Source organism: Stenotrophomonas sp. CFBP 13725 (genome assembly GCF_014841935.1).
Classification (GTDB): domain Bacteria; phylum Pseudomonadota; class Gammaproteobacteria; order Xanthomonadales; family Xanthomonadaceae; genus Stenotrophomonas.
Map to the genome: position 1 here is coordinate 1 of NZ_JACYUV010000011.1, position 18668 is coordinate 18668.

Below are 18668 nucleotides of genomic sequence, written 5' to 3' on the forward strand. Positions count from 1 at the left end.
GCGCGAATGCGATGACGTGGACCCCGCCATGGATGGCGCGAAACAAGGCACGCAGGACGCAGTTTTTGCCGTCCCCCGGCAACCCACCCCGCCCCGCCCAACACACAGCCCTGCAGGCCGTTGCTGTTGCCCTTGCTGTTGCCCTTGCTGTTGCCCTTGCTGTTGCCCTTGCTGTTGCCGTTGCTGTTGCTGTTGCCGTTGCTTCGCGCTTCTAGCCCTGGCCCGCCCACAGCGGTACGTCGTACACCACCATCACGCGGTTTTCTTCGGCATCGCGCTGGTAGTTCGACCGGAAGAATCCGTTGCGCCAGCGGATCGACAGGTGCTTCAGCGCCTCGCTCTGGAAGGTATAGCCGATTTCAAAATCACGCTGCCATTGCCGGCCCTCGCCCGCGAAGGTGGCCGGGCGCGCGTTGTCGCCTTTCACGTAGCGCAGCAGGAACTTCAGGCCGGGCACGTTGATCTGCTTGCCGTCCAGTTGGTACCGCAGCTGCCAGCTGCGTTCGTCGCGTTCCATGAAGTCGTTGATGAACGTCCAGTTGAACACGTTGCCATCGGTGCCGCCGACGAACGGCATCGCCGTGTCGCCACGCATGTCCTGCCACATGACCGCGAATTCCTGGCCGGCGTGCTGCCACGCCACCAGTCCGTTGAGCGCCCGGTTGTCGATCACACCGGCCAGCGCAGGACCCACGTCATCTGACACGTAGTAGCGCACTTCGGTGCTCAGCTTGCCCAGCGGCAGCGGCTGCTTGAACTGCACCGAGGCAACCTGCTGGCGGTACAGGTCCAGCAGTTCGCCATGCTCGACGTGCAGTTTGAAGCGGTCATTCGGGGCCCACGAAGCGCTGAACAACTGGAAGCCCTCTGAATCCGGGGTCCCGCTGAAACGGCGGTCCTTGTTGGTGATGGTCAGGTCCACGCGCTCGGTGCCGTCGCGATACCAGGAACGGTCGAAGCGCGAATAGCCCAGTTCCAGACCGTTGCCCCAACGGGCGCCCAGCGTCGCACCCTCGAAGGTCTGCGGCAGCAGGCGGCTGGTATTGGATTTCAGCAGCAGGTCCGAGGCGATGTGGCTGCCCACGCGCAGCTCGGCAGGTCCGGCCTTCGCCTTGCCGGTCACGGCGATGCGGCCGAACGCCGAGCGTGCGCCGTCTTCGTCGTAGGGCAGGATGCCGGTGCCGACTTCAGACTGCAGGCCATCCAGTTTGAAATCGGCCAGCCCCAGCACGTCGATGCCGAAACCGATCACGCCCGGCGTATAGCCGCTGCGCGCGTCCAGCAGGAAGCCCTGCGCCCATTCCTCGCGCTTGCCCTGGCCACTGCCACTGCGGAAATCACGGTTGTAATAGAAGTTGGTTGCGGTCAGGTCGGCGCTCGCGCCGGCCAGGAAACCTTGGCCATCGGCGGCCAGTGCCGAAGCACTGGCCAGCCCGAGGCAGATGAATGAAGAAGTGCGTGCAAGTTTCATGAGTCCGGCCCCTCCGCCGTACACAGATGGAAGAACGGATCAGAACAGCGCGCTGGCCACCAGGATCAGCAGCAGCGATACCACCGAGGCCAGTGACACCGGCAGGCTCAAGGTCTTCAGCGTGCCGCGCAGGGTCATGCCGAAGGTGGTCTGCATCAGCCAGAACGTGTTGCTGGTGACATGCACCAGGAACAGCGACCCGGAGCCTGCCGCCAAGGCGACCAGCACCGGTGGCACGTCCAGCGAATGCAGCGCCGGGGCCAGCATGCTGGCGGCGGTGATTGCCGAGGCGGATACCGAGCCGATCGCGATGTGCAGGATGGCGGCCACCACCCACACCAGCAACAGCGGTGCGGCCGAGTTGGCGCTGAAGTAGCCCGACAGGATGTCGCCCAACCCGGTGGTGGCGACCACCGCGGACAACGAGCCGGCCACGCCGGTCAGCAGCAGGATCTGACCGCTTTCCTTGAACGCATCGGTCACCGCACCACTGCGGTCATGCGCAGGGACAGTGAAGCGGGCGATGACGAAGGCCAGCACCAGGCCGCAGAACAGCGCGAACGTCGAGTTGCCCACGGCTGCCAGCGCCGGGATGTCCAGGCCCAGTGCACGATCCAGTGCGCCGGTGGCGATCATCAGCAGCGGCACGATGATCGGCAGCAGCGACAGCTTCAGCGGTACCGCGTTGTCTTCGTCCTTGATCTCGGCGGCGACCACGGCCGGTGCCTGGTCATCGGGCAGTTCATCGGTGTCTGGATTCCAGAACCCGCGACGCAGCAGGAAGTGGAACCCCCACAAGGTCAGGAACACGGTCGGGACCGCAATCGCCAGGCCGACCAGCAGCATCGTCCCCAGCTCCACGTCCAGCACCGCCGACAGCGCCAGCGCGGCCACGCCCGGCACCACCATGGTCAGTGCGAGGTAGATACCCACGCCGACCGCACCGGCCATCTTCGGTAGCGCGTCGCCGCCCATGCGCTTGGCGGTGGCACGTGCCAGTGGCGCGGACATCAACAGCAGCACGTCGGTGTAGATCGGCGGGAAGATGGACGTCAGGATCGTGGCGAACGCATACGGCATCTGCGTGGGCTTGAAGGTACGGACCAGCAGGCGCACCACCTGCTGGAAGGCCCCCATGCGGTGCAGGAAGGCGCCGATCATCACGCCGAAGCCGATCAGCAGGCCGATCTTGCCCATCAGGTCGCCGAAGCCGTCGGTGATCGCCTCGATGGTCGGGCCGAACCCCAGCCCGGATGACAGGCCCAGATACAGCGGGCCGGCGATCAGCGCGATCATCGGGTTGACCTTGAAGTAGATGATCAACAGGACGATCAACAGGATGGCGAACATGGCGTTCGCCAGCACAAACCACTCGTGCATGATTCCCTCCCAGGAATGAAGCGTGTTCTGTAGAGCGGAGCCGTGGCCCGCTGTGAAAGTTCGAAAGGGTTACGCGGCGCGCAGTCCCGGTGGAGCCGGATGCAGGTCGCGCACGCGTCCTGCCTTGGCCACCTGGCCGGCGGTGTCGTGGCCTACCAGCGCAGGCAAGCCGCGCGACAGGGTGATCAGCGCGGGCAGGTCCAACCCGGTTGCAATCCCCATCTCTTCGCACATCGCGACCAGGTCTTCGGTACAGATGTTGCCCGACGCACCGGGGGCGAACGGGCAGCCGCCCAGCCCACCCAGTGCGGCATCGAAGCGCTGTGCGCCGGCATCGAAGGCGGCGATCACATTGGCCAGTCCCAACCCGCGGGTGTTGTGGAAATGCAGGGTCAACGCATCGGCCGCGACCAGCTTCAAGGCCTGCTCCACCAAGGTGGCCACCTGGCGTGGATTGGCCATGCCCGTGGTGTCGGCCAGCGTGATGCCGGTGCAGCCCAGGTCAAGGTAGCGGCGGACCAGATCGAGCACCTTCGGCACCGGCTGGTCGCCGTCGAACGGGCACCCGAACGCGGTGGCCACGGTGCCATTGAGCCGTGTCTCGCCCCGCGGCAACGCGGCGATCTGCGCGAAGCCGGCGAAGCTTTCCTCGGTGGTCATGCGCATGTTGGCCAGGTTATGGGTCTGGCCGGCGGACATCACCAGGTTGAGCTCGTCCGCACCGGCGGCAAGCGCGCGCTCGGCACCTTTCAGGTTCGGCACCAGCGCCACGTAGACGGTTCCCGAAGCGCGCTGCAGGCCGGCGAACACCTCGGCCGCATCGGCAAGGGCCGGCACGGCCTTCGGTGAAACAAAGCTGCTGACCTCGATGCGTTCGAAGCCCAGCGCACTGAAGGCGTCACCCAGGCGGATCTTTTCTGCGGTGGGGACGAACACCGGTTCAATCTGCAGGCCATCGCGCAGGCAGACTTCCTGCACGATCAAGCGGCGGTCGGCGGTCATGCGCGTACTCCCCGGCCACTGGCGGCGGCGATGGCATCGGCGGCCATACCCAGTTCCGTCAGGACCTGATCGGTGTGTTCACCCAGCGCCGGGCCGGTCCAGTGCATCTGCCCCGGCGTTTCAGACAACTTCGGCACGATGCCCGGCAGGGTGATCGGCTGGCCGTCGGGCAGGGTGGTTTCCAGCAGCATCCCGCGTGCACGGTAGTGCGGGTCGGCGACGATGTCGGCGGCCGAATAGATGCGTCCGGCCGGCACGTCGGCCGCGTCCAATGCCGCCAGCACGGCATCGATGTGCAGGCCGCTGGTCCAGTGGGTGATCGCCGCGTCCAGCTCCGCGTTGCGCAGCACGCGGCCGGGATTGGTGGCCAGTGCGGCATCCGCAGCCAGATCATGGCGGCCGATGGCCTGCATGAAACGGCGAAAAATCGGATCGCTGTTGCCGGCGATCACCACGAAGCTGCCATCGGCCGTCGGGTAGGTGTTGGAGGGGCTGATACCAGGCAGCGCGCCGCCGGTGCGCTCACGTACCGTGCCGAACATCGCATGTTCCGGCACCAGGCTTTCCATCAGGTTGAACACGCTTTCCACCAGCGACACATCGACCACCTGGCCACGGCCTTGCCCGGTCTTCACCCGCAGCAGGGCCATCAGTGCGCCCATCACCCCATGCAGCGATGCAAGCGAATCGCCCAGGCTGATCCCCACGCGGGCGGGCGGTGTACTCGGATCGCCAGTGGTGTAGCGGATGCCGCCCATCGCTTCGCCGATCGCACCAAAGCCCGGCCGATCGCGGTAGGGGCCATCCTGGCCGTAGCCGGAGATGCGCACCATGATCAGGTCGGGGTTCAGCGCGGACAGCACGTCCCAGCCAAGGCCCAGCTTTTCCAGGCCGCCGGGACGGAAGTTCTCGATCACCACGTCGGCACTCGCTGCGAGCTGACGTGCGGCCTCGGCGCCTTCGACGGACTTCAGGTCCAGCGCGACGGACTTCTTGTTGCGTGCCTGCAGCGACCACCACAGCGAGGTATCGCCATGCAGCTTGCGCCATTTGCGCAAGGGGTCGCCGCCCTCGGGCGACTCGATCTTGATCACGTCCGCGCCGAATTCCGCGAACAGGCGCGCGGCGAACGGCGCTGCGATCAGTGTTCCGAATTCAACAACACGGATGCCATGCAATGGACCGGACATCATCAACCCTCCCAGGAAGCAGGTCCGCAGGGTAGGTCGCTGAGGCAGGCGGCGCCATGCCTTTCTGACGAAAAAGCGTTCGCATATCGCGAACGCCTACGCCTTTAGTCGAAGGTGCTCCACCAGCTGTTGGGCGGCGGTGGACAGGGGCCGATCGCCGCGCCAGACGAGTTTCAGCTCACGCTGGGCCCACCCGTCGGTGAGCGGCTCGATGTGCAGGTTCATCGCCCGCCCAAACAGGGCGAACACGGGCTCCGGCACCACGCCGATGCCCAGGCCGGCCTGCACCGTGCGGCAGATCGCATCGAAACCCGGCACGTGGATGCGCCGTCGCAACGCCCTGCCCGCATCACGTGCGGCCATCTGCGAACGGGTGAAGATGGAACTCTCCGCATGCAGCGCGATCTGGTCGTAGCCCAGCGTATCGGCGAACGCGAGCGGACCCCCGCCCGCCAGGGGGTGGTCCGGGCGCATCAGCATGACCAGCCGATCGCGGCGGAACGGCAGCGCGGTCAGCTCTCCCAGTTCGCCATCGCCGGAGCACACGCCGATCTCCGCCCACCCTTCCTGGATGCCGCGCACCACGCCGCCGGTAGGCCGCTCTTCGAGCTCGATGCGCAGGTCCGGATGGGTCAGGAAGAACTGCTCCAGCTCTTCCGGCAGGTAAGCCACGATGGCCGACAGGTTGGCCAACATGCGGATGTGCCCGCGGATGCCACGGCGGTACTCCAGCAGCTCCGACGACAATGCTGCCGCGGCCAGCAGCATGCGGCGCGCGTGCTGCAGCAGGCTCTCGCCGGCCAGGGTGAGCTGCATGCCGCGCGAGTTGCGGGTGAACAGGGCAACGTCCAGCCCGCTTTCCAGATCGTTCAGGCGACGGCTGGCGGCGGACGTGGCGATGGCTTCGCGCTCGGCCGCGCGGGTCAGTGATCCCTCTTCGGCCACCGCGACGAACAACCGCAAGGTGGTGAGGCTGATCCGATCGATGGACATCGGCTGGCTGATGGGAAGGATCCTGCTGCAGGCGAACTGACATTGTACGGCGCACCGCTGCGCTGCCCGTGGCACGGGTGGATGCTCGAGGAACGCTCGCGGAATGGCCGAGAAATTCCGAGAAATTCCGAGAAATGCATGGGGAATGCCCGCGAAATGTGCCGGGGGAGGATAACCGCGGAATGCACGGGAATGCATGGGGTATTCACGGCGAAATGCCCGCGGAATGCACGGGGGAATGACCGCGGAATGCGTGGGGGATGCACGGGGAACGAACGGGGAAATGGCCGCGGAATGCACGGGAACGCATGGGGAAATGCGCGGGAAAATATCTCAGGGTAGAGCCGACTTCAGTCGGCTGCTCTTCTTACCGCAGCCGACTGAAGTCGGCTCTACCAAGTCCAAGTCCAAGTCCAAGGCCAAAGCCAAAGCCAAAGCCAAGTCCAAGTCCAAGTCCAAGTCCAAGTCCAAAGCCAAGGCCAGTTCCAATGCCAAGGCCAAGGCCAAGTCAACGTCCGAAGCCAGGTCCACGTCCGAAGCCGAATGCAGAGCCAACGAGACGTCCGAAGCCGAATGCAGAGCCAACGCCGCGTCCGAAGCCAAATCAGCGTCCAGATCCAAGTCCAAACCCAAACCCAGATCCAAACCCAAACCCAAACCCAAACCCAAACCCAAACCCAAACCCAAACCCAAACCCAAACCCATTGAAACGCCGCATCTCGCCGCCACCGCCCATCGCGGCGCTGCCACCCTTCGGTGTAACTTGGTCACATCCGCGACCGGGCCCCGTCCCGTTTGCATGACCATCAGCAAGGGGAAGCAAGGAAGATGTCCAGAATCCACCTGAAACTGGCCGGGGTGTTGGCCAGTGTCCTGTGCGCGTCCTGCAGCGCGCCGCCCTCCGCGGGCGACGGCGACGGTACCGGACGCCACTACGGGCAGATCGAGTTCAAGCCCTGCACGTTGAGCGGCTCGGTGGCCTCGGCCAATGTCGAAGCCCAGTGCGGCACCTTGTCGGTTGCGGAGAATCCGGCTGCGCCGGACGGCCGCCGGATCGACCTGCGCATTGCCTGGTTGCCGGCGGACAACAACGCTACCGGCCTGCCGGATCCGGTGTTCTTCATTGCCGGCGGCCCGGGGCAGGCGGCCAGCGAGGTCGCGCTGCCCGTCAGCACCGCGCTGCGCCTGGTGGGCAAGCAACGCGACATCTTCCTGGTCGATCAGCGGGGCACCGGTGGCTCCAATCCGCTGAGCTGCCTGGGTGCCGACGGCAAAGAGCTGCCGATGGACGAGAAGGCCGAACCTACCGAAGCCAACGTCCGCGCTTACGCCGGCCGGTGTGCTGCGTCGCTGCAGGGCCGCGCGGACCCGCGCTTCTACACCACCTCGCAGGCCATTGACGATCTGGACGCGGCGCGCAAGGCGCTTGGCGCGCAGCAGCTGAACCTCGTCGGCGGCTCCTACGGCACCCGTGTGGCACAGCACTATCTCGCCCGCTACCCGCAGCACGTCCGCAGCGTGGTCATCGACGGCGTGGTGCCCAACGATCTGGTGGTCGGCGGTGATTTCGCCAACACCTTCGAAGACGCGATCATCCTGCAGTCCGCGCAGTGCATCAAAGACGCGGCCTGCGCCAAGCGCTTCCCGGTCAATACGCGCACGCAGCTGCGCACGGTGATGGATGCGCTTGCCGCAGCACCGGTGACGGTGGACTACCGGGATCCGGCCACCGCCGAAGCGCGGCAGGACGTGCTCAGTCCAGACAGCGTGATCGGGCTGGCGTTTGCGTTCTCCTACATGCCGGAGCTGTCATCCTTGCTGCCGGTCGTGCTGGATGAGGCCGCGCACGGGCGGTATGCGCCACTGGCCGCACTCAGCCGCAATGCATCGCGCGCGGTCGACCTGCAGATCAACCGCGGCATGCAGTGGTCGGTGATCTGCAGCGAAGACGCGCCGCGCTTCCAGCCCGCTGCACAGAGCGATCGACTGCTCGGCCCGCACGTGGCCGGCATGTTCTTCGCTGCCTGCCAAGCCTGGCCCCACGACAAGGCCCCGGCCGACAGTGCCGTACCGCTGAAGAGTGACGCATCCGTGCTGCTGCTGTCGGGCGAGCTGGACCCGGTGACGCCGCCGCGCTATGCGGAGCAGGTGCTGAAAGGCTTGCCCAATGGCCACCATATCGTCGCCCGCGGCCAGGGCCACGGCACCCTCAACGCAGGCTGCATGCCGCGGGTGGTGGCGCAGTACATCGAAACGGCAGACGCCAAGGCAGTAGATGCCGGCTGTCTGGACGCGCTGAGCCACGTGCCGGCGTTCACCTCGTTCAACGGATGGGAACCATGATCGTCGCAGAGGGCCTGCACAAGGCATTCAATACCAAGACCGGCCGCATCCAAGCGGTGCAGGACGTCAGCTTCCGTGCCGAGGATGGCCGCATCACCGGCCTGCTCGGCCCGAACGGCGCAGGCAAGACCACCACCATGCGCATGCTGTACACCTTGATGAGCCCGGACCAGGGCCGTGTCACCGTCGATGGCATCGATGCGAATGTCGATGCGACGGAAGTGCGCCGCCGACTGGGCGTGCTGCCCGATGCGCGCGGCGTCTACAAGCGGCTGACCGCGCGCGAGAACATCGCCTATTTCGGTGAACTGCATGGGCTGGATGCTGGCACCATCGCCCAGCGCACCGAGGCGCTGTCGCGCGCACTGGACATGGCTGACATCCTGGACCGGCAGACGGATGGCTTTTCGCAGGGCCAGCGCACCAAGACCGCCATCGCCCGCGCGCTGGTGCATGACCCGCGCAACGTCATCCTGGACGAGCCGACCAATGGCCTGGACGTGATGACCACCCGGGCCATGCGCCGCTTCCTGCACGGCCTGCGCGACGAAGGTCGCTGCGTGATCTTCTCCAGCCACATCATGCAGGAGGTCGCCGCGCTGTGCGATCGCATCGTGATCATCGCCAAGGGCACGGTGATGGCCGCCGGCAGTGCCGATGAACTGCGCGAACAGGCGGGCGAGAGCAACCTGGAGGACGCCTTCGTCAAACTGATCGGCACCGAAGAGGGCCTGCACGCATGAGCATCATGTCCACGTTGTTCACCGTGATGCGCAAGGAACTGCGCGACCTCTCGCGTGATCGACGCACGCTGGCGCTGACCCTGCTGTTGGGTCCGCTGCTGTACCCGATCCTGATCCTCGGCATGGGCAAACTCGCCGAAAGCCGGGTCAAGTCGCAGATAGATCAACCCCTGGACATCCCGACCATCGGCGCACAGAACGCGCCGAATCTGGTGCGCTTCCTCGCCGCCCAGGGGCTCAATGCAACCGACGCGCCGAAGGACCTCAACCAGGCGATTTCCGACCAGCGCATCGACGTGGCGCTGCGCATCAGCGATGAGTTCGATGAGCGCTGGCGCGATGGCCGTCCGGCACTGGTGGAGATCCTGCAGGACAGCACGCGGCGTGCCGCCGATGTGCCGACGGCCCGGTTGAAGGCGGCCCTGCAGACCTACAACGGCCAGGTCGGCGCGCTGCGCTTGATGGCGCGTGGTATCGACGCCCAGGTTGCACGTCCGCTGGACGTCGCCTCGCAGGACATGGCATCGACCGAAGCCAAGCAGGGCATGATGCTGTCGATGCTGCTGCCGCTGCTGTTGACGATCACCTCCTTCCTTGGCGGCGCCTACCTGGTCATGGATACCACCGCCGGCGAGCGCGAGCGGCAATCCTTGGAACCGCTGCTGGCCACGCCGGCCAAGCGCAGCGCCATCGTCAGCGGCAAGATCGCCGCCGCGTGTGCGGTCGGACTGGTCTCCCTGCTGCTGACATTGGCCGCGTTCAAGATCAGCGCCCAGCTGTCGGACAGCAGCGTCGGCCGCCAGCTCAACATGGGACTCGGATCGATGCTGCAGATGCTGTTGGTGATGCTGCCGATGCTGCTGATCGGCACCTCGCTGCTGACCTTCCTGTCGGCGGCCTCCAAGAGCATGAAAGAGGCGCAGAGCCACATGACCTGGCTGATGCTGTTGCCGATGCTGCCCAGCTACGCGCTGATGGTGTACCCGCTGAAAAGCGTGCTCTGGCAGTACGCCGTACCGTTCCTGTCGCAGAACCAGATGCTGCTGAAGGTGATCCGCCACGAGCACATCAGCCCCACCATCTGGGCGATCTACCTCGGCGCCAACGTCGGCCTCGCCGCCCTGCTCTGGTACGCCGCCGTCCGCCGCTACCAGCAGGAACGCCTCGCGATCTCCGGCTGAAAAAAGGGGACGGAGGGGATTAAGTCGTTTTCGACTCCCTCCGTCTTCTCATCGCGCCCCTGTACCGTGCAGGCCCTCTTTGCGAGGGCGGCCGGGACACCGCATTGCGACCGACTGGCCCAGCGTTTCGCGCAGCATCTCCAGGAAGCGCTCATCCCCCAGCGGCGACTGCCTGCGTTCGTGCTGGCGGATGGTGGCCGCATCGTCCTGTGCGTGGCTGTCCTGCAGGAACGTGTGGTAGCGCGAGGTTATCTCCGTCGGCGTCTCGCCCAGCGCTCGGTAGGCAGGATGTGCCACCAGCAACGGATCGCGCCGCAGCCCCAGGTTGCCGTGCACGCTTGACCAGCGATGCTGCTCGGCACGGTCCACCAGCCCCGCCCGCACCGGATTGAGCTCGATGTAGCGGTACACCGCCAGCAGATATCGGTCGTGATCGATCAGGCTCGAGTGGAAACGCCCCTGCCACAGCGGGCCGCAACGCCCGTGGCGCTGATTGAAGGCCTGCACGTACCCGTTGCCCAACGCACGCATCGCGAAGGCGAGCGAGTTTTCCGCGCGTGGCGTGGCCAGCAGATGCACATGGTTCCCCATCAGCACATAGGCGTGCAGGGCGACGCCGTATTTTACGAACGCTTTGTGCAGGACGCGGAGGAAGTGCTCACGGTCCTGATCGTCGAAGAATATCGCGCCTTTGTTGACGCCGCGCTGGACGACGTGGAAAGGCAGGCCGGGGACCAACAGACGGGCATGGCGAGGCATCAGCGGGGCACTCCAGGCAGGCTGGAAGCACAGCATGACCCGCGGTGTCGCCCATCCGTATCAGCGCACAGCGCACCAGGCCGTCGCGGCATGGCGCGCGCTGCACAGGGAGGGGATTACGACTTAATCCCCTCCGTCCCCTTTTTTAGTTGCCGGGGCTGAAGGCGAGGGTGCGGCGGGTGGTGACCGGGGCGGCCACGGGTTCGAAGCGCCAGCGCTTTACGGCGCTCAGGGCTTCGCGGTCGAAGGTGCGGGCCGGTGTGGCGCGCAGCACGCGCGCACTGGTCACCGAGCCGTCGGTGCCTACGGTGATTTCCACCAATACTTCGCCGGACGTGTTCGAACGCAGGGCGTCGGCCGGGTAGCGCGGGGCCGGCGTGCTGACCGGGCGCAGCGTGGGGGCAGCGGTCTGGCGAGCGGCGGCAGCGGCCTGCGCGGCAGCCTGCTGCTGGCGCTGCTCGGCCTCGCGACGGGCGGTGTCCGCTGCGGCCGCTGCCGGGGTCGGTGCGGGCGCTGCCGCCGGTGCAGCGACGGGCTGCTGCGCGGCGATCTGCTGCGCAGCGGCGGCCTCACGGGTGCGCTGTTCGGCCAGCTTCTGCTGCTCGGCCAACTGCTTGGTCTTGGCCTCGGCTTCACGCTTCACCCGGTCGGTTTCTTCCGTGGTGCGCTGCGCGGCCACTTCCACGCCGCGGGTGATGCCCTGCTTCAGGCGCGGCAGTGCCGGCGCCTTCGGATCGACTTTCTCGATCAGCGCGATCAGCCGCTGGCCTTCTTCGAAATCTTCGCGTGCCAGATTCTGCTCGGCGGCGATCAGGGTGTAAGGCAGCAGGTCGGTCAGCGCGCTCTTCACCGAGGCGTCGTCCGGGGTCTTGTCGCGCAGCGCCAGGTAGTACTCGATGGCGTTGTCACCGGCCGGCGCGTACATGCGGTTTTCGCGCAGTGCCTGGCTGGCCGATTCACGCAGTTCTTCGCTGCCCATCGCCTGTACCTTGCTGGACACCGCAGGCGGCGCCACGGGCGCGGTCGGCGTGGCGGCAGCGGGCTTGGCGGCATCGGCCGCAGGCGCGGCGGTTTCGTCCTTGCCGGAACAGGCCGCCAAGCCCATCAGCAGGAAGGCAGGCGCCAGCAGGCGCGCACGGACAACCACGGATTTGCTGACGTACGACATCCAACTTCCCCTTGAATACGACGGTACGAAAAGCCCGGCACTGGTCCCAGGCGATGGCCGGCGGCGTTTCCCGACGCCGCCGGCAGATTCACTCAGGGATGCAATCTAGCATCCCGTGCCCGTGATGGGGCAGGGGTACGTGCCGCCGTTCCCTTCAGTGCGCTCGGTGCGCATCCTTGGCAGGCTCATTGCCGCTGTTCATCAGCTTGTCGGTCCAGGCGATACCGATCGCAGACAGGATGAATACGGCATGGATGATGGTCTGCCACAGCACGCCGGTCGAGGTCAGGGTCGAGCACCGGGCGGCGCCGATGTTGGCGGCAGACGCAGCGGCGTTCATCAGCTCCGGCGGACACAACGGCAGGCCATCCAGTGCGCCGGCGGCGATGAACGTCTTCAGCAGGTGGATCGACGAGATGCCGATGATCGACAGCGCCAGCTTCACTTTCAGCACGCTGGCGTTGACGTGGCTCAGCCACTCCGGCTGGTCCGGGTGGCCTTCCAGGCGCAGGCGCGAGACGAAGGTTTCGTAACCGCCGACGATCACCATCACCAGCAGGTTGGAGATCATGACGACGTCGATCAGGCCCAGCACGATCAGCATGATCTGCTGTTCGCCGAGATGGCCTGCTTCCATGATCAGGTGCCACAGCTCCTTGCCGAACAGGAACACGTAGACGCCCTGGGCAACGATCAGGCCCAGGTACAGCGGCAGCTGCAGCCAGCGCGAGGCGAAGATCAGCGTGGACAGCGGGTTGGGGCGGTACGGAGGAGTCATGGACGGCATGCTGCGTTGCAGGAGAGCGCGCAGAGTACTGGCCCACGATGACGGTGCCAAGCCAGTGCGCGTTCTACACTCGGTGGACATCCTCGCCGAGTGCCACTGCCATGATCGATCTGTATTACTGGCCCACCCCGAATGGCCACAAGGTCACCCTGTTCCTCGAAGAGGCCGGGCTGGAGTACCGCATCCATCCGGTCAACATCGGGGCCGGCGACCAGTTCAAGCCGGAGTTCCTGGCGATCTCGCCGAACAACAAGATGCCGGCCATCGTCGACAACGCACCCGCCGGCGGCGGCGCACCGCTGAGCGTGTTCGAATCCGGCGCGATCCTGCTGTACCTCGCGGAAAAGACCGGCACCTTCCTGTCGCGCGACGCCCGTGAGCGCGTGGAGACCCTGGAGTGGTTGTTCTGGCAGATGGCCGGGCTGGGGCCGATGAGCGGGCAGATGGGACACTTCACCGTCTATGCGCCTGAGAAGATTCCGTATGCCATCGAACGCTATGGCAATGAAGTCACCCGCCTGCACGGGGTGATGGACAAGCGGCTGGCGCAGCACGAGTGGCTGGCAGGTAGCGAATACAGCATCGCCGACATGGCCAGCTACCCGTGGATCGGGCCATACGACAAGCTGCCGCCCGACTATGCCGCGTTCCCGAACCTGCACCGCTGGCAGCAGGCCATTGCCGCACGGCCCGCCACCCAGCGCGCCTACGCCCTGCGCCAGCAGGTCAACCCGGACGCCGGCAAGCCGATGGGCGAAGAAGGACGCAAGCACCTGTTCGGCAAGCGCTGAGCAGATCGTGCGCTGGGGCGTGGCCCGTCCCAGCGCACCACCAGGCACCCGGCGAGGCAGCCGTTGGCGCAGCGGGTTAGGATTGGGGTTGCTGCATACCGGAACCGTCCATGCGCCACCTTTTTGCTGCCCTTGCCCTGATGTTCGCCACGACCACCGCTGCCCACGCAGAAAAACTCACCCTGGAAGCCATCACCGGCTCGCTGCCGCTGTCCGGCCCGACGCTGATGAAGCCGAAGGTCGCCCCGGACGGGTCGCAGGTAAGCTTCCTGCGCGGCAAGGATAGCGACCGCAACCAACTGGACCTGTGGACGTATGACATCGCCAGCGGGCAGACCCGCCTGCTGGTCGATTCCAAGGTGGTGCTGCCGGGCACTGAAACGTTGAGCGATGAAGAAAAGGCCCGCCGCGAGCGCCAGCGCATCGCCGCGATGACCGGCATCGTGGATTATCAGTGGTCGCCCGATGCCCGCAGCCTGCTGTTCCCGCTGGGCGGCGAGCTGTACCTGTATGACCTGCAGAAACAGGGTAGTGCGGCCGTGCGCCAGCTTACCCACGGCGAAGGCTTTGCCACCGATGCCAAGCTGTCACCCCTCGGCGGCTTCGTCAGCTTCATCCGCGCGCGCAACCTCTGGGTGATCGACCTGGCCAGCGGCGCGCAGCGTCAGCTCACCACCGACGGCAGCGCGACCATCGGCAACGGTGTCGCCGAGTTCGTCGCCGACGAAGAGATGGACCGCCACACCGGCTACTGGTGGGCACCGGATGATTCCGCCATTGCCTTCGCCCGCATCGACGAAAGCCCGGTGCCGGTGCAGAAGCGCTACGAGGTCTATCCGGACCGTACCGATGTGATCGAGCAGCGCTACCCGGCTGCAGGCGATGCCAACGTGCGCGTGCAACTGGGCGTGATCGCACCGGTAGCCGGGTCGCCGCCGCGCTGGATCGACCTGGGCACCGACCCGGATATCTATCTGGCACGCGTGGACTGGCGTGACCCGAAGCATCTCAGCTTCCAGCGCCAGAGCCGCGACCAGCGGCAGCTGGATCTGGTGGAAATCGCGCTGGACAGCGGCGCGCAGCGCGTGCTGGCCCATGAAACCAGCAAGACCTGGGTGCCGCTGCACAACAGCCTGCGTTTCCTGGCCGATGGCAGCCTGCTGTGGTCTTCCGAGCGCACCGGTTTCGAGCATCTGTACCGCATCGACAAGGCCGGCAAGGCACACGCGCTCACCCACGGCGACTGGCCGGTAGACGAACTGCTGGCGGTGGACGAGGCCGCAGGGCAGGTGTTCTTCCGTGCCGGCGTTGAATCGTCACGCGAGAGCCAGATCTACAGCGTGCCGCTGCAGGGGGGGGCGCTGAAGAAACTGTCGCAGGCCCCGGGCATGCACAGTGCCAGTTTCGCCCGCAACGCCAGCGTGTACGTGGACAGCTGGTCCAACACGCGCACGCCGCCGCAGATTGAGCTGTTCCGCGCGAACGGCGAGAAGATCGCCACGCTGGTGAGCAACGACCTGGACGATCCTTCGCATCCGTATGCGCGCTACAAGGATGCCCAGTTGCCAGTGGAATTCGGCACGCTGACCGCCGCCGACGGCCGCACGCCGCTGCACTACAGCGTGATCAAGCCGGCAGGCTTCGACGCCGGCAAGCGCTACCCCGTTGCGGTGTACGTGTACGGCGGCCCGGCATCGCAGACGGTCACCGATGCCTGGCCGGGCCGTGGCGATCACCTGTTCAACCAATACCTGGCCCAGCAGGGCTACGTGGTGTTTTCGCTGGACAACCGCGGCACCCCTCGTCGCGGCCGTGACTTCGGTGGCGCGCTGTACGGCAAGCAGGGCACGGTCGAAGTCGCCGACCAGCTGCGCGGCGTGGAATGGCTGCAGAAACAGCCGTGGGTGGATCCGGCGCGGATCGGCGTGCAGGGCTGGTCCAACGGCGGCTACATGACCCTGATGCTGCTGGCCAAGGCGTCCAACCGCTATGCGTGTGGTGTGGCCGGTGCACCGGTCACCGACTGGGGTCTGTATGACACCCATTACACCGAACGCTACATGGACCTGCCGACCCGCAACGAAGCCGGCTACACCGAAGCCCGCGTACTCACGCACATCGATGGCCTGCGCTCGCGTCTGTTGTTGATTCACGGCATGGCCGACGACAACGTGCTCTTCAGCAATTCCACCGTGCTGATGAGTGCCTTGCAGAAGCGCGGCCAGCCGTTCGAGCTGATGACCTATCCGGGCGCCAAGCATGGACTGTCCGGGGCCGATGCCCTGCATCGCTACCGGGTAGCGGAAGACTTCCTCGGGCGTTGCCTGAAGCCGTGAGCTCAAGGCCGGTCTCTTTCGCTGGGCGAGAGGGACCGGCCCGCTTCTGCGATACAGGGCCACGGCGACGAGCGTGACCTCCGGCCGATTGCCGCGCCGCCGGTGAATGCGTAGGGTGCAGGCATTGCCCATCACCTGGATTGCCTGATGAAGCCGCTTGCCTTTGCCGTCGCCCTGGCCCTCGGGCTCACTCCGTTGCTGTGCGCTCCGTCGGCCGCTGCAGCGCCCGCCGCGGCCACCGCCGCCGCCGCGAAAAAGCCGGCTGCCGCGCCCGCCTGGGTGGCACGCAGCAACCAGCTGGCGCAGATCCTGCTCGACGCGCAGGGCCCATTCCAGCCGGAAAGTACCGGCTTCTTCGGCGTTCCCGGCTACGACGACAAAGTCGCCGACCTCGGTCCGGATAACGGCAAGCGCTACCGCGATGCGATGACCAAGGCGCGCGGCGAACTGCAGGCCAAGCTGGCTGGCGAGAAAGATCCCAACGTCCGTCAGGACCTGGAGATCATGATCGGCGCGGCCAACGAGAGCATCGAGGGCAGCGCGCTGACCGAGCAGTATTTCCTGCCGTGGAGCGATGCGCCGCAGACCATCTTCAGCGGTCTCAACCTGCTGCTGTCCGACCAGGTGCCGGCCGAGCGTCGGGCCAAGGCCGTGGATCGCCTGAAGGCCTACGCGGGCCTGCAGCAGGGCAGCACGGCGCTGACCACGCTTGCCCGCCAGCGTTACGAAGAGCGCCTGTCCAACAAGGCCTTGCTGCAACCGACGAAGATCGAAGTGCAGCAGTCGCTCGACAACGTGGATACCTACGTGAGCGGCATCGAATCGCTGCTGCAGAAGTACAAGATGACCGGCGCGGACGACGCGATGAAGGCCCTCGCCGGCCAGATGAAGGACTATGCCGCCTGGACCCGCGCCGAGGTACTGCCGAAGGCCCGTGACGACGCGCGTCTGCCCGCGCCGGTGTACGCGTTCCAGCTCAAGCAGGTCGGCATCGACATCGCCCCGCAGCAGCTGATGCAGCGTGCGCAGCTGGAGTTCATGGAAACCCGCTCGGCGATGCGCCAGTTGGCCCCGCTGGTGGTGCAGGCCAAGGGCCTGAAAGTTGCCGATACCGCCGACATCGTGGCCGTCATCCGCGCGCTGAAGCAGGAAAAGATTCCCAACGACCAGCTGGAAACCCACTACCGCAAGGTGATCGATGCGATCGACCCGCTGATCCACGAGCACAAGATCGTCGACGTGCCGCAGCGGCCGATGCAGATGCGCCTGGGTTCAGCCGCCGAAAGCGCAGCAAGCCCTGCGCCGCATTTCCTGCCTGCACCGTTGGTCAACAATACCGGGCAGCAGGGTACGTTCGTCCTGCCGCTGGGCAATCCGGCAGCTGGCGAAGGCGCGCAGTACGACGACTTCAATTTTGGCTCCGCCGCCTGGACGCTGAGTGCGCACGAAGGCCGCCCGGGTCACGAACTGCAGTTCACCGCTATGGTGGAGCGCGGCATCTCGCTGGCCCGCACCATGTTCGCGTTCAATTCGGTCAATGTCGAAGGCTGGGCGTTGTATGCCGAAGCCGAGATGGTGCCGTACGAGCCGCTGGACGGGCAGCTGATCGCATTGCAGTTCCGCCTGCTGCGTGCCGCACGCGCGATGTTGGACCCCATGTTGAACCTGGGCCAGATCGACCGTGCCAGCGCCGAACGCGTACTGATCGATGAAGTCGGCCTGTCCAAGGCGATGGCCACGCAGGAGCTGGACCGCTACATGGTGCGCATGCCCGGCCAGGCCGGCAGCTACTTCTACGGCTACACCCGGATCATGGAACTGCGCATGCAGACCGAACTCGCGCTGGGCGCAAAGTTCGACCGCAAGGCCTTCAACAACTTCCTGCTGGACCAGGGCCTGCTGCCGCCCGACCAGCTGGCCAAGGCAGTGAACGAAACGTTCGTCCCCAAGTACCGGTAAGCAAAACGGGACTGCAAAAAGGGGACGGAGGGAGTTAAGTCGCATTTGGCCCACGAGTGGGCCAAATGCGACTTAACTCCCTCCGTCCCCTTTTTTTTGTTCAGCGGGCCGGGATCTGCTGGGCGGGCAGGCGCGGGACGGGCTGCGGGTTGGGCACCCAGATCGCCACGCCGGCCGCTTTGCGCTGGGTGGTCGGGATGCCGATACCCAGGCCACCGCCGACGCGCGAACCGTAGCTGCCTGCGCCGACCGACATGCCCACCGGAGACCCGCTGGAGCCGACGCCCATCAGGATCACGCCATTGGCGCCCAGTGCGGCGGCATCGCGCTTCAAGCGGGCCACGGCGGCATCGGTCTGGCCCTGCGTGCCGAAGCCCACTGCACTGGAGGACTCCAGCTGCGCGATTTCCACCGAGCCGGCAGGCGGGGTGGAATACACCTGTACTTGTGACGGATCGATCGGTGCGCGGGCCTGGCCCAGCATCACCTTGGACGTGCTGGCGCAGCCGGCAGCAACCAGCAGCACGGCGGCGGCGGCAACCCAGCGCATTTTCATCGCGTGCAT

16 protein-coding genes are annotated in these 18668 nt (G+C 66.0%); 7 read left to right on the forward strand and 9 right to left on the reverse strand.

The features are described 5' to 3' along the window. On the forward strand, positions 1-215 hold a 215-nt coding region (locus tag IFT65_RS18515; RefSeq protein WP_206756814.1), incomplete at its 5' end, for a hypothetical protein. Here IFT65_RS18515 and IFT65_RS15360 read toward each other — a convergent pair. From IFT65_RS15360 to IFT65_RS15380, 5 genes are all read right to left on the reverse strand, one after another. Beyond that, positions 212-1471, reverse strand: a complete 1260-nt coding sequence (locus IFT65_RS15360; protein ID WP_192082151.1) for an OprD family outer membrane porin — start codon at positions 1469-1471, stop codon at positions 212-214. The genes IFT65_RS18515 and IFT65_RS15360 overlap by 4 nt on opposite strands. Before the next feature lie 39 nt (positions 1472-1510). Then, positions 1511-2851 (reverse strand): SLC13 family permease, encoded by a 1341-nt coding sequence (locus IFT65_RS15365; protein ID WP_192082152.1) that lies wholly within the window; start codon positions 2849-2851, stop codon positions 1511-1513. Between the two features lie 69 nt (positions 2852-2920). After that, the gene (locus IFT65_RS15370; RefSeq protein ID WP_192082153.1) at positions 2921-3853 is read right to left on the reverse strand and encodes a hydroxymethylglutaryl-CoA lyase; all 933 of its coding nucleotides are present in this window, start codon (positions 3851-3853) and stop codon (positions 2921-2923) included. Next, complete coding sequence (locus tag IFT65_RS15375) at positions 3850-5043, reverse strand: CaiB/BaiF CoA-transferase family protein (protein ID WP_192082154.1); 1194 nt, start codon at positions 5041-5043, stop codon at positions 3850-3852. The genes IFT65_RS15370 and IFT65_RS15375 overlap by 4 nt, the downstream gene beginning before the upstream one ends. Positions 5044-5139: 96 nt before the next feature. Continuing rightward, positions 5140-6036 (reverse strand): LysR family transcriptional regulator, encoded by an 897-nt coding sequence (locus tag IFT65_RS15380; RefSeq protein WP_192082155.1) that lies wholly within the window; start codon positions 6034-6036, stop codon positions 5140-5142. 828 nt (positions 6037-6864) lie between these two features. Here IFT65_RS15380 and IFT65_RS15385 point away from each other — a divergent pair. The 3 genes from IFT65_RS15385 to IFT65_RS15395 are packed head-to-tail and all read left to right on the forward strand — an operon-like array spanning position 6865 to position 10303. Next, positions 6865-8379 carry an alpha/beta fold hydrolase gene (locus IFT65_RS15385; protein WP_192082156.1) on the forward strand — a complete coding sequence of 505 codons (1515 nt, stop codon included), beginning with the start codon at positions 6865-6867 and terminating at the stop codon, positions 8377-8379. Beyond that, a complete protein-coding gene (locus IFT65_RS15390; protein WP_188325369.1) occupies positions 8376-9122 on the forward strand; it encodes an ATP-binding cassette domain-containing protein in 747 nt (248 codons plus the stop codon). Before IFT65_RS15385 ends, IFT65_RS15390 begins: the two co-directional genes overlap by 4 nt. Further along, positions 9119-10303, forward strand: coding sequence for an ABC transporter permease (locus IFT65_RS15395; protein ID WP_192082157.1), 1185 nt, complete (start codon positions 9119-9121; stop codon positions 10301-10303). The genes IFT65_RS15390 and IFT65_RS15395 overlap by 4 nt, the downstream gene beginning before the upstream one ends. 48 nt (positions 10304-10351) lie before the next feature. Here the strand turns inward: IFT65_RS15395 and IFT65_RS15400 are convergent, their stop codons facing one another. The 3 genes from IFT65_RS15400 to IFT65_RS15410 form a co-directional block, all read right to left on the reverse strand. After that, a complete protein-coding gene (locus tag IFT65_RS15400) occupies positions 10352-11062 on the reverse strand; it encodes a transposase (RefSeq protein ID WP_192082158.1) in 711 nt (236 codons plus the stop codon). A gap of 145 nt (positions 11063-11207) precedes the next feature. Further along, on the reverse strand, positions 11208-12230 hold the full coding sequence (locus IFT65_RS15405; protein WP_192082159.1) for an energy transducer TonB: 1023 nt from the start codon (positions 12228-12230) through the stop codon (positions 11208-11210). Between the two features lie 154 nt (positions 12231-12384). Then, a complete protein-coding gene (locus IFT65_RS15410) occupies positions 12385-13008 on the reverse strand; it encodes a TIGR00645 family protein (protein WP_192082160.1) in 624 nt (207 codons plus the stop codon). 110 nt (positions 13009-13118) lie between these two features. Here IFT65_RS15410 and IFT65_RS15415 point away from each other — a divergent pair, with 110 nt between their 5' ends. From IFT65_RS15415 to IFT65_RS15425, 3 genes are all read left to right on the forward strand, one after another. Continuing rightward, positions 13119-13808, forward strand: a complete 690-nt coding sequence (locus tag IFT65_RS15415; RefSeq protein WP_192082161.1) for a glutathione binding-like protein — start codon at positions 13119-13121, stop codon at positions 13806-13808. Positions 13809-13918: 110 nt separating this feature from the next. Further along, entirely contained in the window at positions 13919-16144 is a 2226-nt protein-coding gene (locus tag IFT65_RS15420) for a DPP IV N-terminal domain-containing protein (RefSeq protein WP_192082162.1), read from the forward strand. A gap of 147 nt (positions 16145-16291) precedes the next feature. Beyond that, positions 16292-18103 (forward strand): DUF885 domain-containing protein, encoded by a 1812-nt coding sequence (locus IFT65_RS15425; protein ID WP_192082163.1) that lies wholly within the window; start codon positions 16292-16294, stop codon positions 18101-18103. Positions 18104-18203: 100 nt separating this feature from the next. Here the strand turns inward: IFT65_RS15425 and IFT65_RS15430 are convergent, their stop codons facing one another. After that, positions 18204-18659, reverse strand: a complete 456-nt coding sequence (locus tag IFT65_RS15430) for a hypothetical protein (RefSeq protein ID WP_188325360.1) — start codon at positions 18657-18659, stop codon at positions 18204-18206. Between the last annotated feature and the right edge of the window lie 9 nt (positions 18660-18668).